The organism is Vibrio sp. 10N.247.310.98 (assembly GCF_041467395.1).
Classification (GTDB): Bacteria; Pseudomonadota; Gammaproteobacteria; order Enterobacterales; family Vibrionaceae; genus Vibrio; species Vibrio crassostreae_C.
In genome coordinates, this window is the sequence record NZ_JBFSUL010000013.1 from 66,273 (window position 1) to 84,846 (window position 18,574).

The following is an 18,574-nucleotide window of genomic DNA, read 5'->3' on the forward strand; positions in this document are numbered from 1 at the left end:
AACAAAAAAGAGGCCAGTAATGCTGGCCTCTTTCGTTATGGTTCAATGGTTCGCTTTAACCGTGAGTTATCACATTCTGCTGTACCAATGCATCCAGAATGTCCGAAGGCATGGTGCTACTTAAGGTTAGCTGTGGCGCAAGGTCTTCAACCACAATCACCTGTTCCGTAGTACCTAAGCCATCCGGGTTGATCGTAAGCTCAATATCATCCCCGTCCACTTTCGCGTCTATTTGTTGTAGCAACGCGGTCATGTCTGGAGATGTATTTTTAAGCTCCGGCAACACTTCTCTCAAGTCAATGCTGTCCCCTTCCGACAAATCAAAGTCGGTAATCGTATCTTCAACACCATCTTCGATGTTAAGCCATACGAACGAGTCCATACCATCACCACCAGTCAGAATGTCTGAGCCTCCGCCGCCAATCAGGGTGTCGTTACCGTCACCGCCAACAAGCGTATCGTCACCTGCGCCACCTTCAAGTCGATCATTCCCTGAACCACCCGTTAAGTCAGTCGCATTAGCACCAGCCAGTAACTGAACATCATCGGTTTCCGAAGCCAAGTTAATATCAACTGCGTTAGACACAATGTTCAAGTTAAGGTCAATCGATGCAGAGGTTGCTGTATCGTTGTTGTCAGTCTCTTCAGAAACCGCCTCGACTTTCAGTGTGTAGTTACCTGGAGTTTGAGAAAGCCCAACCGCTTGCAAGCTTTCAATTGCATCTGCCGTTGCTACCCAAACACCACCGCCAAGATCCGTCACAGAACCCGCAGCACTGGTGATTTGAGCGCCAGCAGGTACATCACTGATATGCAGCGTTAGCTCTTCTGTAATGTCCGTTAAGGCTGCGATAATCCCAACTAAAGGAATGCCACTCGCACTCACAGACTGACTCGCAGTAATGTTTCTCACGTAGTTAGTCGCACTATCGATAGACAGGGTTGGGGCATTCGCCACTGGCGTCACCGCGATGTTGTAAACCACAGGTGCTGTCTCTATCGCAATACCTGAAGGGTTGCCGCTGTCTTTGGCAACAACTTCTAATCCAATGCTATTGGTTGGAGACAGGCTCGCATCAAGGAAAACACCATTTGGACTGGTTGGCGTATCAATCAACGCATTCAGGTCACTCAATGTCCCCACTAAGATGACTGAACCCGTGTTGTTGCCGTTAACAACAACCGTCGTCACTGCTGGAAGTGATACATTCAATGTACCGTAATCCACCGTCAGCGTGACGGTCATCAGATCATCAGAAAATGTATCTACATAATCAGGGTCACTGACATTGATACCACTCAACAGTTGACCAGCATCCTCGTCAATAACCGTAGTGACACTGTCACCATTAACGACCGGTGTATCGTTCACTCCATCGACAATCGCGGTGATCTCCGCTGTATCCGTTAGGAAGTCATTAGCGCCGTTGGTTGTACCATCATCCTCTACGGTATAGGTAAACTTAACGTTGCCGTTGTATTCATCAGCTGCCGTAAATACCCAGTATGGGCCAGTGATCGTAGCATCATCAGCACCACCTACGTTCTCGAAGCGTTGTAGTTGACCTTGGCCTTCATCGAGCGCCAGATTAGTCACGGTAATCGTGTCGTTTTCCGGATCGCTCGTCGCAGCAATTAAATCGCCCTCTTTGATGATCAACTGACCTTCTTCAAGGATGTTGCCTAAGTCGATGTCCGTTGCTACAGGAGCGTCATTCACTTCCGTTACTTCAAGACTAATTTCAGCACTGTCGGTTAGGAAGTCATCCGCGCCATTAGTTGTACCGTCATCAGTAATTGAGTAATTGAATTTAACGTCACCGTTAAAGTCGTTGTCCGCTACAAATAGCCAGAATGGTCCGGTAATCGCCGCGTCATCGGCGCCACCTGCATTTTCAAAGCGGGTTAGTTGGCCTTGTCCCTGAGTCAGAGTTACACCAGTTACTGTTAAGTTGTGGTTTTCTGGGTCAGAGCTTGCTGCAATTAAATCCCCTTCAACAATGACGATTTGACCATCTTCTGCAATCGAACCTAAATCAACGTCTGTCGCGACAGGTGCATCATTCACTTCCGTTACGATGAGGCTAATTTCAGCGCTATCGGTCAAGAAATCATCCACACCATTGGTTGTGCCATCATCGATAATGGAATAGTTGAATTTCACATCACCGTTGAAATCATTATCTGCAACGAACAGCCAGAATGGTCCGGTAATCGCCGCGTTATCGGCGCCACCTGCGTTTTCAAAGCGCGTTAATTGGCCTTGTCCTTGAGTCAGAGTTACACCCGTAACCGTCAGGTTATGGTTTTCAATGTCAGAACTTACTGAAATCAAGTCTCCTTCCACAATCACTATTTGACCATCTTCAGCAATCGAACCTAAATCAACATCAGTTGCCACAGGAGCGTCATTCACTTCCGTTACTTTAATGGTGAAAGTAGTTTGGTTGGTCTGTGCTGTATTCGGATCACCCGCATCAATCAAGCCATTATTACCGCCGTCATCGAGTGTTGCATTAATCGTGACTAAACCACTCTGGTTGAGATAGTTCTGGTCTGGGTCTGGTTTGAAAGTCACGGCTCCATTAGTCAATGCGGTATTGATGTCGGCTTCTTTACCGGTAATCACCAATGAGCCACCAGGTTGCAATACAAACGTCACGTCAGGTGAGCTCGTAAACTCAAACACACCTTGCGCTCCCGGAAGTGTTTGATCGACTTGCAACGTAAGAACATACGGAGCGTCTGGATTATCAAAGTTAGCATCAACGTCGTAGATACTAAAGTTGTCGATAGCAACACTAATGTCTTCCGATGTTTCAATATTCGTTACGTTCACAAAGATCGGTTGATCGTTAATAGGATCAATCACCAGATCAACATCGAAGCTGGTTGGCGTCCCCAAATATTCGGTGTTATCAGCGTCAGTATCCACAGAGCGAACGGTAATCTGCAGCGGGCCATTAATGCCTAATACATTACCCGTATCGCTATTGTGTTCACCTGAATTGAATACGATCTTATCGAGCGACTGTGCAGGAACATCAAGTGTCCAAAGCTGCGTAACTGGATCATAACTAGCCAAGGTTGTGCCGTCTGGATAATAGATAGAGGCATCTTGAGGAACGCCCGCAACTTCTACTCGAAGTGTCTCTGGTGCATTCTCGGTATAAGTGCCGTTGCCCGTTGCAGATAGCTCTTTATCCAAAATCGTCGCATTGATTTCGATATCAATGTTTTGACCTTCGTTACCTGTCACAGAATCTGTTGGATTAGTATCAACATCATCACCCACAGGTACCACATGCAGCTTAAAGCTTGGCAGATTTGATGCTGCAGTAGGCACACCCAACAAAGATTCTTGAGTAAATACGGCAACACCAAATTCAGCCGTACCACTGAAGTCCTTAGGCGGTAAAATCGAAATCTCACTCAAGTCGAACGATAACCCTGATGCTTGAGGTAGTTGAACACTCCACTCACCACCACCATTATTCTTCACCGTGTATGCCGAACCAGCATCTGCACGCATCTGGAAGCCATCAGGTACATCTGTAAACTTAATCGACACAAACTGTTCTGAGCCATCAAGGTCAGTCAGTGCAATCGATACAGGCCCTGTGCCCGACAAAGAAATCAGCTGGTCCTCAGTACCCGTAATCTCGATAACATCAGGATCGCTACCCGGGCCAGTGACAGACACGTCATCCACCACAGGAACGACTTCAAAACTGACATTGGTAGAGAAAGTATCGGTATCAGTCGCGCTGCCAGTTGGCGAAGCTGCATCATTGTATGTAGCAGTATCGGTAATCGTCCCGCTGACATTCACTTGCACCTGATTTACGTCATTATCTGTTGGGTAATTTAACGCCGGTCGGAATAGTACATTATCCAACGCGCCTGCATTAATCTCAGCTTCATTAAAGGTCACCGATGTGCCAAGCGATACCCCTGCGCTGGTATAGAAAGCCCCAACACTCGTGTCATTTAACGTCAGTGTGATAGAGGTGAATTTTTCGTCACCACCTTCAACTCCGCTTACTTGGTCATCAATGGTCGAGCTGAAATCAAGTTGGATATAGGTATCTTCGTAGCCGACTGGATCTTGCCCTGCTTGACCGTCGGTATCGACAAGGTTAAACGAATCGTCAAGCGAACCAACGACAGTAACGTCAATATCTGGGTTACCTTCAACATCAGGAGCAACTTTAATGACTACTTCTGTCACTAGAGTTTTCTCATCCCCCGACAATACGTCTTTAGTTACTATCGTCAACGGCAACCTAAAGTCGCCGGAGTAGTCGGCTGGTAAGTTAAGCAGTAGTCCAGAGAGGTCGGTCGAGACCCCTTGATCGACGGTAGTCTGGAATACATATTTGCCATTAACAAAGTCTAGGTCGCTGCTTCCCGATAAACTAATTGGGAAGGTGACTTCGTTCACCGCTCCTGGATTAATGGTCACACTGTCATCAATAATGATGGTCACTTGATCAGTTGAGTCATCTTCGCCCGAGAAAGTAATTAAACCATTCAATGCCGTCCCCAGATCTAACTGGGTGTCCTCAATCGCATCAACAACACTGTCTGGTGTTATATCAATATCGGCTGCAACCTTAGTACTCCCAGCCACCACTTGAGGGAATGACAGAGTGACTTCTCCGTCCCTACGAGCGGCCGTAGATGACTCAACCTCAGCACCATCACCTCGGTCTATTACCGTGCTAAAGATATCCATCTTGATGTCATTGAACCCTCCTGCCCCGCTGTTTCCTGAAGGAAGAACAAGGCCGTTCGATGCACTGATGCTAAATATGTCTTCATTCGTTACAACCCAGCGCCCATTGCCTTCATAAGCAGCGCCAATAACGAGCAGTTGATTGAGTACAGCATCTGATAGCTCCGAACCGTCCACGTTTGTTAATTCAATAACTAACTGGTCAACTTCTTCGATAGCGGACGAAGCATCTGTTTCTTGATATCGAATGACGAACTCATCCGTAACCGATGTATTATCGCTGTTGGTTGTGAACTTAATCACGCCAGTGTTTGCATCAGCAACTACGGTTGCTAGTGCTCCAGTACCCAGCACATCATCGACGATAAGCTTGTTGCTAGCGTCTTTCGGCTCAACGACTGGACGTACGATAACATCAATCGAGCCCGTGATTGTCGCGGTAGCGATGCCCTGACCAGGATCAGTCGCATCAACATACTCATGATCTCGCTCTTCGATCATGACAACCGTATTAAGCGTAAAGTCGGTGCTCGAGTCTTGTTCAGGTGTGATCTGAATAAAATTATTGTTCAGTGCAATTTGAGTAAACTCTTCTGCCGTCTGTCCACTCTTCGGCGTAATGGTTAAAGTGCCTGCTGAAGCATCGTAAACCCAAGTTACATCGCCATTAACCACAACACTTTCAACATCTGTCGGAATGGCACTGATCACAATAGAAGTGAAATGCTCATCATCATCAATATAATCAGTACCCTCTGGGTGCCAATCAATACTGATCGCCGTATCTTCATCGCCATTAGTGACTGTGCTGTACGTCGCTGAGGTATCGATTCTAGGTTCGACTAACACTCGCACTTCTTGGTCAAACGTAAGCGTATGACCGTCATTCTCAGTCACGATCACTTTACCCTGAATGTGAATGTTCTCTGTTGAAGAATCGACAGGTCTGATGCGGATTCCTGAGGTTTTACCTGCGTCAGTGATGTTCGCTTCGTAGATAGGTTTAGAAAGATCGGGGCTACCACCCGGACCGGTTTCGTAACCGACAAAGTTAAGGTCAATAATGGTACCGTCACCGTCTTCCAGAATAACGCCATCAGGAATACCCGAGAGGATAACGGTTATGGATTCTGAACCATCGTCAGGTAATGGGGTTTGATCTACTGCTGCAGGATCAGGTCTTCTCTCTCCCGACAACACGGTGAAATCAAGCTCGGCGTAGCTGTCTCCATTCTGGCTCTCTTGGATCGTGGTTTGAACACCAGGTGTTGTGCCATCGGTGATTGCTGTCCAAGCCGTACCGTTTGTACCGCCATAAGGAATATCTGCAACCCCTTTAACCTCAACGTTAACCGTTTTAGTTCCTAGGATTTCTTCATCAACTTGTGCCCCTGTAGATAGGTTCGCGGTATCTTTAACCACACCGGTTACGTCAAAGGTAAAATCAACATTGCTGTGTTTAGTCGGAGTAACTTCAATTTTCGCTAAGTCAGCATAAGCAATCTCTTGGTAAACGATGCCATTGATAGTCACGGTGTTGATGGTTACATTGCTATCAGTACTACTAAGCACCGCGCCTTCAGTAATATTGTTAATACGAACGAAGAGTTCTTCAGATCCATCAGTATCAACGGATCCCGTCATGGTGATAACTTCGTCTAACGTGAATGCGTCCTTATTATCAAGAGGACCTAGATAATCAGGATCATCAATGTTGTCTTCGTTGATCCTAATGCGGCTCACACTGAGTTTTCCAGGGTCGGCGTCAGCAGTCACATCAATGATAATGTTTTGTTCTACAGAGCGAGCGGTCGTTTTGTCTACGCCACCATTGGCTGAATCATCGTATTGGTTACGTGTTTCCTCGGTAATTGCCGTTGCTTTGAACTCAATTTGTCCAGAGAAGTTGTCGATTGGGTTAACTACGGTGCTATTGATATCAGCAGATGCGATGATATAAACACCATTAACGGGCGTTAACACATTGCCATTTTGATCAAGTAACTCAAACTTCCCGTCGCCTTCAACTGCTTCAAGTTCATAGGTAATCGTCTCAGTATTACTGTTATCTTGCGATTCAGCATTCAGCTGCAACGTAACATTGTCTTCATCTTCATTCACTTGATACTGATAAGTACTGTTGGCGTCATCCCACGTTGCAATATCCGCTACCGCTTCAATCTCGATTCTGAAGTTTGAGTTAACGGTGTGATCCGTATTGCCATTTTTCTCAATTTCTAGCTCATAACGAACGCGCCCACCAGTTTCATCCGAACTAGCGTGTTGGTCCGGAACAAAGAACAAGTTGTCTATCGTCGCAATAGTTTGTCTTGGCTCATTCGGATTTGGAGCAAAGCTTTGTTCGAGTTGAGGAGGACCAAATATAATGCTCCCATTTGACTCAGGCACTAATTCAATGTAGTCAGCACCATCAAAGTAATAAAAAGTACCTTGATGACTATCACCTCCGTTCGGGCTTTTAATCGTCAACTGGCCAATAGATTCAGCGTTATCTTGGTCATACAGACTAACTTGCAGCGCAACTTGAGCTGGCGCATTAGGCAAACCATTTTGGTTATCTTGAATATTCTCAAGAGCCGGCTCATCGCCTGTTGCATAAGGTATGGTTGAGTCTCTACCCGCATCCTCGAAGGTCGTCACTTTCAGAGCGATTCTTGTAGAGTCCCTATCAGTAATCGTTATATCTAACGGTGTTTCAGAGGTATCTAAATCGCCATCCGTCGCAATCACATTAATCGAAAAATCGATGGTGTCTAGGCCGTCATGATCGAGATAGCCGTTAGCTCTAAATTCAACCTCGCCATTTGAGTTGATACGCAAACGCCCTAGCTCACGGGTGTCCACGCCACCACTACCATCGTCGGTTTGTTCGTACACTCGTACTTGTTGACTACCGCTATTTAAATCGAAACTGCTGCTGTACGGCCCGCTGTTTCCTGTACGGAAAACAATATCTGCACCATTACTGGTAATGCCCTCAATTCGACTCAGTACCGCGCCATCCGCGCCGACATCCGTCGCATTAGCAAACATGTCAACTTTGGAATTACCATAGCCCTGGCCTTCAATTCGTGTGATCGATTGAGTTGTCACCAATGGAACATCATCAGTCACCGTGATTTTCAAATCGATCGCGTTTGATTGGTCTTGATCAAAATCTTCTGCAACAACAGAAAAGTTAAGGTCAATTGCGTTTTCATTCGCGCCATCAGGGTGCTTAAGTGGTTTAAACAATTCAAACTGATAGCTGTTATCCGAGGTATCGAAAATAATCTCAAACACAGCTTCATTACTCGTTGCAGTTTGAGCAACGTAAGTAAATGTTGTGCCGCTTTGTGAAACAGCAAGCCACTCTAAACTTTCTCCGTTGGAGGTTAAGCCAGTCAGAACCAAATCTTCATCAACCAGTTCATACTTCACAACACCATCCGCGCCTTCATCGACAGTGAACAGGCCATTAATAATGGTGTCTTCAGATTGATCGGAACCAATACCAGTAAGATCGTCTTCATCGACAACCGTTTCACCCGTCGGCGCACTCATTACTGGCGCATCGTCTAGCACCTCGATTGGCAATACATATTGGTTAGAATCATCGCCGTCACCATCAACCGCAACGACATCAAATGGAATCGTCAAGGTATTGGAATTCGGGCTTGTTGGATGGTTTAGAGGACCTAGCAACGTAAACGTATAAGAGCCGTCATTCGCTAGCGCGAGCGTGAAGATAGGAGTTCCACTTGTCGTCGTACCTTGATAGGTCGTTGTGTTGGCGGCACCTGTGACTTCTGTAATAGAAATCGCTTCAGTTCCAGAGGTCAATGTCGCTTCAAGCGCAGAGATATTACGCAGTTCGTAAACCTCTACTTGGTCTGCACCTTCTGTGGTAACAAATGCACCTGTTGCTTGAGAAATCGCAGAGCCGAGATCATCTTCATCAACCACAAATGTGCTGGTCGCTGTCGTATCGGTAATGACAGGCACATCATCGGTGATAGTAACGGTCAAAGGTTTCATCACAGAGTCGGTATTGTCTTGGTCGACCGCGATCACTGGCAGAGTGAATACTTGATCGTTGTTGCCTTGCACAGGCAGATGATCGAGCTCTTCCAACAAAGTGAAGGTGTATTCGCCTAGCACTACACTATTAAAAGTGATGGTAAAGATATCCGTTTGAACACCCCCACTCTCAACGAAACCAATATAGGTTCCGCTGTTGGCTGGATCTTCTTTAAGCTGAACCACTAGGCCATCCGATTTCAAATCACCAGACGTGTTGAACTGAGTGGTATCAATACGGAAATAGCTCACATCATCACTTCCCGCTGTGAAAGCAATGGTTTCAGTTTGGCTCACAGGTAAGCTCGGAGATGAACCATCCACGAGATTCGCTTCTTCCAATGCAACCGTTGGTACAGTATCAATTACCGGTGGAGCACCATCTGAAATCGTCAATGTCACGGTCGAAGTAACAATATCACCGTCTTTATCTTCTGATGTCACGGTAATCGTCTTAACGATATCACCACCAGAATGATTCAGGTTTCGATTAGGCTCAAAGCGCACATCACCTTCAAGCGTGATAAACAACGAACCTTCCGTAAATACAAACTCTTGCTCACCAGTGTTGGTTTGCACCAGAGACTCTTCAGGCTGACTACCATAAGTAAATTTGGTTATGGTGGCGCCATCAGCACTTTGCGCAGGCATCACATCAAATGTCGTTGTGGTAGGTGTGCCCGTGCTTGGTTCAGTGATGCTAAGCGCACCAGACTTCATTAACTGGACATCATCGGTGATGGTTACTGAAAGCGGTTTAGACGCTGAAATATCGCCATCGGTGTCTTGCGCGTAAACAGAAAGATCAAAACTCAGATCGTTGCTTCCTAAGCCATCAACGTGATCCAAACGCTCAAGCAGCGTAAAGGTATACTGGCTAGGATTAGTATCATCAAAATCTAGGGTGAATATGATTTTCTCACCACCCGAACCATCCGTCGTAAACGCAATGTAGTCGCCAGAACCCGCAGGCTCCTCACGTAAACTCAATTCAAGGCCATCAGACTTCAACACGCCGTTGGTATTGAACAGCCCAGCTTCAACGACTATTTTTCCAATGTCATCACTGCTCGCTAGCGAGGTGATAGTCTGAGTCACACTGACAGGCGTTCCGCTAGGTGTCGAACCATCCGCAAGTAAGCTTTCCGACAAGCTGACACTTGGCACAACGTTGATTGTTGGTCCATCGCCATCAACAATCGTAAGCGTGACTGTTGATGAAAAGGTATCTTTATCAAAGTCAGAAGACGTAAACACAATCGACTTAACAATGTCGCCCGCAGAATGATCTAGATTTCGGTTTGGTTCGAACCTTACATCACCGCTTAGCGTGACAAACAATGAGCCTTCAGTGAAGGTAAACTCTTGCTCGCCATTGTTAGTTTGATCCAAGGTGATCGCTGAACCGCCACCAAAAGTAAACTGAGTAATGGTCGCCCCATCAGCACTTGGTGTAGGCATTACATCAACAGTAGCAGTGGTTGGTGTGCCAGTATTTGGCTCTGTGATGCTTAACGTGCCATCTTGCATCTGTTGAATGTCATCTTGTATCGTTACCATGACATCGCGTTTAACCGAATCATCACCATCGGTATCAACGGCGTAAACAGGCAGGTTGAAGTTGAGGCTGTTATTAAGATCACCATCAAGGTGATCTAACGCCTCAATCAAAGTGAAGGTGAACTGCCCTTTATTAACGCTATCAAAATCAATGGTGAATACATTAGTTACGTTACCGGCCCCGTCATCAGTAAACCCGATGTAGTCGCCAGGTGAAGCAGGATCTTCTTTTAACTGAACAACAAGACCATTTGATTTGAGTAGGTCGCCAGGATTGAACTCGTTGGTTGCAATTCTAAAGTGGCTTAAATCATCACTACCCACGGTATAAGTGATCGTTTGTGTCGAGCTAACCGCTGAACCACTCGGCATAGAGCCATCAGCAAGACCAACTTCCGATAGGTTAATATCTGGCACTACATCGATAACCGGATCAATTCCGTCTTTGATCGTCAACGTGACATCCGCGGTATCGGTATCGTTATCAAAATCACTGGTCGTCACGACTATCGTTCTCACGATATCGCCAGATGAATGGTCTAGATTTCTACTTGGTTCAAAGCGCACCTCACCTTCAATCGTGATGTACAGTAAGCCATCGGTTACGGTAAAAACTTGTTCTGTAGACACAGTTGGGTCTAACGTAACAGCCGTGCCACCATCGTAGATAAACTGAGTCACTTTCGCGCCATCAGCACTCTGTGTCGGCATAACGTCGATTGTTGGCGTGGTTGGCGTACCTGCTGCTATATCAGCAAGTGAAGGCTCAGTGATACTTAACGCCCCATCTTGAACGCCTTGTACATCATCGGTGATCACCACGGTCATTGGCGACATTGCAGAATCATCACCATCGGTATCAACCGCTAAAACAGGGACATCGAAACTTAGAGTATTGTTTTGTAATCCATCTGTATGGTCTAACGCTTCAAGCAGTGTGAACGTATATTGCCCTAGATTGGTTGTCGAGAAACTGATCGTGAAGACGTTGGTTTCGACGTTAGAACCGTCCTTGACGAAGCCAATGTAATTACCAGAATTCGCTGGCTGCTCTTTAATCTCAACCTCTAATCCATTCGACTTCAAAGCCCCCGAAGTATTGAACTGAGCAGGGTCAATTCTGAAATAACTAACATCGTCACTACCCTCTGAGTAGGTAATAACTTGAGTCATCGCCACTGGATTGCCGGTTGGCGAAGAACCATCAGCGAGATCCACTTCTGAGAGCGTAATTCCAGGGACCAAATCGATCGTTGGAAGATCACCATCGGTAATCTTCAATGTCACGGTAGATGAGACGATATCACCATCAAGGTCAGTAGATGTAACAACAATCGTCTTAGTAATATCACCACTCGTGTGATCTTGATTTCGCACAGGCTCGAATCGTATCTCACCTTCTGTGGTAATAAATACAGAACCTTCAGTGAACACAAACTCTTGCTCGCCATTCACATTGAGATCAAGGCTTTCTGCACTGTTTCCATCAAACACAAATGAAGTGATTTTTGCTCCATCTGCGCTCTGATTTGGCATCACGTCCAGAGTATTCGATGTTTCGACGACTCCAGCAGGCTCACGACTGGTTATTGTGCCGCCTTGCATCAACTGCACATCATCACCAATAGTCACGCCAAGCTGAGAGACTAACGAATCGTCGCCGTCACTATCCACCGCATACACAGGCAGATCAAAACTCAGGTCGTTGTTGCCACGTGCATCTTGATGATCCAAGGCTTCGATTAAGGTAAAGGTGTATTCACCTAAGGTTGTCCCAGAAAAACTCAACGTAAATACTGTGGTTACCGCATTCGACGAGCTGGTTGTAAATCCGATGTAGTTGCCCGACCCTTGCGGATCTTCACGTAATTCAACAGCTAAACCATTCGATGTGAGTGCATCATTGGTATTGAACTCTGTTGGTTCAAGGCGGAAGCGGACCACATCATCACTTTGATTAGTGAAGGTGATGGTTTCGGTTTGACTTACCGCACTGCCACTTGGGGCTGAACCATCCGTCAGGTTCGTTTCAGATAAGCTAACCGTTGGAATAACATCAATGGTTGGTATATCACCATCGGTGATCGTTAACGTAACGGTTGACGTGACTGAGTCTTTGTCGAAATCGCTTGAGGTCACCACTATCGACTTAACAATATCGCCGGCCGTATGGTCAAGATCTCGATTAGGCTCAAAGCGAACTTCACCTTCGAGGGTAATGTACAGTTTGCCTTCTGCGAAGATAAACTGCTGTTCGCCTGCAATATTTTGATCGAGGGTGTTTACGACGCCATCATAAGTGAACTGAGTGATGGTCGCGCCGTCAGCACTTTGGTTTGGCATGACATCAAAAGTAGCCGTGGTCGGTGTACCAGCCGCTAAATCAGCGACGGTCGGCTCGGTAATATTGAGCGCACCACCTTGCATGATTTGAACATCATCATCAATCGTTACATTAAGCTGCGATACCAGTGAATCATCACCATCACTGTCTACCGCATAAACAGGCAGATCAAAGCTCAGATCATTGTTCGCTAGGCCAGCAACATGGTCTAGCGCTTCAAGTAGAGTGAAAGTGTATTCACCTAACGTGGCTGAAGAGAAGCTAATGGTAAGCACGGGGACTTCAGCGCTCGAACCGTTGGTAATAAAGCCTATGTAAGTGCCCGGATTAGCAGAATCTTCTTTTATCTCGACCGCAAACCCATTCGATTTCAGTACACCACCGACATTAAACTCAGTTGGTTCAATGCGGAAACTCGTCACATCATCACTTTGGTTAGTGAAAGTAATCGTCTCGGTTTGACTTACTGCGCTACCGCTCGGGCTAGAGCCATCGCTAAGGTTAGTTTCAGATAGAGTAACGCTTGGCACGGCATCGATGGTTGGGATATCACCATCGGTAATCGTCAGCGTAACCGTTGCTGTCACGGGATCGTTATCGAAGTCACTTGAAGTCACCACAATCGACTTCACGATGTCTTCGCTCGTTGTGTGGTCTAAATTACGATTTGGCTCAAAACGCACTTCACCTTGAAGAGTAATGAATAACTCTCCTTCCGTGAAGCTGAACTTTTGCTCGCCATTGTCAGTTTGATCAAGTGTTCGAAGTTGACCATCGTAGGTGAACTGAATGATTGTCGCGCCGTCAGCACTTTGCGTTGGCATCACATCGATGGTATTGGTCGTTACAGTACCACCAGCCAAATCAGCAACATTCGGTTCAACGATATCTAATGTGCCGTTTTGCATGATTTGGACATCATCACCGAGAGTCACATTGAGTTGAGACACCAGTGAATCATCACCATCTTTATCAACAGCGTAAACCGGCAGGTCAAAGCTTAGGTTGTTATTTCCTAGCCCATCAACGTGATCTAACGCTTCCAACAGTGTGAAGGTGTATTGACCGATATTGGTATCCGAAAAACTAATCGTGAACACGTTCGTTTCAACATTAGGCGCCGTCGTCACAAAGCCGATGTAGCCACCCGGCGTACTTGGGTCGACTTTCAACTCAACCGTCAGTCCATTCGATTTTAGAAGGCCGCCAATATTGAACTCAGTAGGTTCAATACGGAAACTCGTCACATCATCACTTTGGTTGGTGAAGGTAATCGTCTCAGTTTGACTGACCGCACTGCCGCTTGGAGTAGAGCCATCACTCAGGTTGGATTCAGATAGCGTAACACTTGGTACATTATCAATCGTTGGAATATCGCCATCGGTAATGGTCAGCGTAACCGTTGAGGAAACAAGATCGTTATCAGAATCACTTGAGGTCACCACTATCGATTTAACAATGTCTCCACCTGTGTGGTCGAGATTGCGATTAGGCTCGAAACGCACGTCGCCCTGTAGGGTGATATACAGCGAACCCTCAGGAACATCAAATTTCTGTTCACCCGTATCGCTTTGGTCAAGTGTTAGTACCGCTCCACCATCGTAGGTCAACTGAGTAATGGTCGTTCCATCAGCGCCTTCTTCATCAAGAACATTAACCGTTGTCGTGGTCGGCGTACCTGCCGCTAAATCCGAGACCGTTGGCTCTTCAATATCGAGTGAGCTATTGACCATCACTTGAACGTCATCGGTGATCGTCACCGCCAACGGAGACATCAGAGAGTCGTCACCGTCGCTATCGACGGCGTAAACAGGCAAGTTGAATGTGAGGTCGTTATTGCCTTGAATCGGCGTGTGGTCAATCGCTTCGATAAGCGTAAAGGTGTATTCACCCAAATTAGTACTGCTGAAATCAAGAGTGAAAACGGTAGTTTCAGTATTCGAAATATCAGTCGTGAAACCGATATAATTACCCGAACCTGCAGGTTCTTCTCTAATCTCGATCACCAGACCATCGGACGTGAGAGAATCGCCAACGTTAAATTCACTAGGCTCTAAACGGAATTTCTCAACATCGTCACTTTGGTTGGTGAAAGTGATGGTTTCTGTTTGGCTAACCGCACTGCCGCTTGGTGATGAGCCATCAGCGAGATCCGATTCTTCAAGAGCAACACTCGGAACAGCATCGATAGTAGGGTTATCACCATCAGTAATGGTCAAAGTAACGGTTGATGTCACCGGGTCGTTATCAAAGTCATTCGACGTCACGACTATCGACTTAACAATGTCTTCACTCGCAGAGTGGTCTAGGTTACGGTTTGGCTCGAAACGCATTTCACCTTCAAGGGTGATGAACAAGCGACCTTCTGCGAAGTTAAACTGCTGCTCGCCTGAAATACTTTGATCCAGTGTATTTACGACACCGTCATAATTGAACTGAGTGATGGTCGCGCCATCTGCACTTTGATCGGGCATCACGTCAATGGTGTTGGTTGTTACAGTGCCGTCAGCAAGATTTGGCTCGATGATATCTAACGTACCGTCTTGCATGATTTGAACGTCATCACCAATAGTCACATTAAGCTGAGACACCAATGAGTCATCGCCATCGCTGTCTACCGCATAAACAGGAAGCTCAAAGCTTAAATCGTTTTTATCTAGGCCATCCACATGGTCTAGCGCTTCAAGTAAGGTAAAGGTGTATTCACCTAACGTAGTAGCAGAGAAACTAATGGTGAATACTGGGATTTCAGAGCCAGAAGCGTTGGTAATAAAACCGATGTAAGTGCCCTGAATAGCAGAGTCTTCTTTTATCTCAACCGCAAACCCATTCGATTTCAGTGTCCCATCGACATTGAATTCAGTTGGTTCAATACGAAATTTAGCTACATCATCACTACCAGCAGTAAAGGTAATCGTCTCGGTAGCGCTGACCGCACTTCCACTTGGAGAGGATCCATCAGCAAGGTTGGCTTCTGAGAGAGTAACTGGCGGGATCAAATCAATGATTGGATCTTGACCGTCAGTGATACTTAGCTCAAGTGTTGAAGTGTCAGTGTCTCCATCACCATCTTCAGCTAAAAACGAGAACTGTTTTACAATGGTTTCACTGTTTGTATGGTCAATATCGCGCGCAACTTCAAAACTAAAATCGCCATTTAGTGAGATGGTTACAACACCCTCAGTAAAACTGAATGTTTGAACAGCATCTGGCAGCAAGCTCTGATCTAGTGAGTAATCAACACCATCATAGTTAAAATATTGAATTGTCGAGCCATCAGCGCCTTCGAAGTTGAATAGGTTATACGAAACAACGGTATCGCCGGCTAAAGTTGGTTCCGTGACTGACTCAACTTTATCAACTAGCTCAACAACATCATCTGTGACATTAACGAGAATCTCAGCGGCTTCTGGTGTACTAGAGCCTCCAGACAGTGCAGAACGGTCGCCATCGGCATCAACAGCATAAATTGGCAATGCAAAAGTTAGCAGCGTATCTTCAGCGCCTTGATGTGAAAGGTCTTCATACAGATTAAATTCGTAGCTCCCCAATGAAGGGCTATCAATTTTAACGTCAAAGACCGTAATTCTCGAACCATTGACCTCAACATAACCTTCGTAAGTTCTTACACCGTTGGTTTCATCAATCAACTCAAGTAGCACAGCCTCGCCATTTGAAACCAAGCTGCCACCAGTATTAAATTCTGCAGGTTCAAGTTCATAATGGTCAATGATGTCACTTTCAAAAATGTCCGCGGTGATACTGCCAGTGCCAGACACTGGCGCCGTGCCCTCTTGTGAGCCGCCAACAATACCCGCTTCATCAACATCAATACTGTCAACATTAGTGATAACAGGGCTATCGCCATCAGTAATGGCAATGTTGATCGTATTGGTTACAACATCTTGGTCAAAATCGGTAATCGTGATTGGCAAAGCGAACGTCAGTGAATCGGTACCCACTTGTTCTATCGGATTAGACTGCTCGAATTTATAGGTGCCATCGGTATCTAGAGAGATAGTGAGAACAACCTCACCTCGACCTTGGATGGACAGAGTAATCGTTGTTCCATCGTCAGACAGTCTCGCAAGCGTGTTTTGATTGTCACTGAGCAACCCATCAAACTGGTCGAGTGCACTTGCATCAAATACGACTGATTGAAGATTATCACTACCAATATTGGAGAACGTTCCTTCGATTACCGCGCTGCTAGTTTCAACGTTAGTGATATTGACACTTTCAGCTGAGGGATCTATCCCATCAACCACGGCGACTTGCGCATTGATTGGTGTTGCTAATGGGTTTCCGGCGGAGTCTTCACCTTGAATATCAAAAGTGATGTTAATTTGATCGCCTGTATAAGAAACCTGACCACCGCCAACAGACGGTACATGATCAATCGGTTGAGAAATCGTTGTGGTTAGAGAAAGCTCAATGTTATTGCCAACACTGACGGCATCAATGTCGATACGTAATACTTCGTCGGTACCTTGAACACCAATGATAGAATTAGTCGCCGCGTCATACGTGAAGGTGACGGGCTGGCCACTTGAAGTAATGTCGCTGTTTAATTCACTAAGCAGTGAAGCGAGGGATAGCGTTTCTGGTACGAAAGAGTCAGGAGCGAGAGCTAAACTACCAGCAATAATCGTTTCTGTGGTTGTTATAGATTGGGGATAAGTATTGCCAGATATGGAGCCTTCAGTCAGTGTTTCACTGATTGATTGACCACCTGATGAACGAGTGATAGATCTGAATTCTTCTCTGTCTTCATCAACAGTTTGTTCTGCTAGACCAGCGGTCTCAAAGAAAGTCGATGGATGAGTTTCAGTGTAGTTATAGTCAATCGTCACAAAGCCGGCATTTGCAGAGCCTAGTCCGCCACCAGCCGCTGTTGCCTCTAAGATTTGAGTCGGATCGGCACCACCTAAAATGGCTTCTTGGATAGCAGCAAATTCATCATCAAAATCTCCCGCATCGGCTTGCTGTAAATCAAAATTAACTTCTCCAGCGATCGGAGCATCAGCCCACGCTAAATCTTGATCAACACAGCCAACGCAATTGCTTGCCACCTCAGTGACACCGTTTGGGGTACCTAATACAAGCTCTGCTTGGTTGGCAGTGATAACAATCTCGTTTTCACGAATAATATCTCCAGCTGAAATTTTCCGTGCGCTTCCGTCAGACTTAACTGCAATGACTTCTCCACTCACTACCTCTACAACTGCAGCTTGGCGCGAAACTTCAATACCCATATATCCCCCGAGGTCACAAAATGCTGTATTGCCCAACATCGTGAAAATGATAGTAATAACGGTTTCAGGCTTAAATTATATTCAGAACTTATTCTCTGCATTAACAATCAATTACATAGACTGATGTATGTGATGAGTCAGTTCTGTTTCGCCTGTTTTTTTTATAGTTTACTTAACCTTAAGCCTAGTCTTCATTATCCGAAATGTCATGTCTGTGGGAAGTGACTTCTTTTCACAAATCTAGGCATTCACTTTAGTTTGTTCATGGACTAAGCAAAAGTTTATAGGGTGTTGATTAATATGCAGTAAAACGCACATCTTAATTACACCTCAAATTTTTATAAATATATACAGTAATAAAGTTGATAAATCATTAGGATTTATGGGCGATTGATAGGGTCGATATATACCTAAACCCCAAAGAAGAACTAAATCCCATATTTGAGACAAGGTGCAGCATAAAGCTGATGAGAAACTGTTCAAACACCGTATATGGCGTCAATTACATATACAACAATTAGAGTATTGAATGGGTATGCAGGGACAATGAGTAGAAGTTGCAAATGGATATTTCGAGGTATCCAAAAAAAGCCCACT

Annotated in this window: 1 protein-coding gene; it reads right to left on the bottom strand. The window is 45.7% G+C overall.

Going from position 1 to position 18,574, the window contains the following annotated elements; translation table 11 throughout:
- Nucleotides 1-55 precede the first annotated feature (55 nt).
- Nucleotides 56-17,977, bottom strand: a complete 17,922-nt coding sequence (locus AB6E78_RS07670) for a retention module-containing protein (protein WP_372153754.1) — start codon at nucleotides 17,975-17,977, stop codon at nucleotides 56-58.
- Nucleotides 17,978-18,574 lie beyond the last annotated feature (597 nt).

Excerpts from the sequence above, each read along its gene's own strand:
- AB6E78_RS07670 (WP_372153754.1), bottom strand. The coding sequence starts at position 17,977 with ATGGGTATTGAAGTTTCGCGCCAAGCTGCAGTTGTAGAGGTAGTGAGT.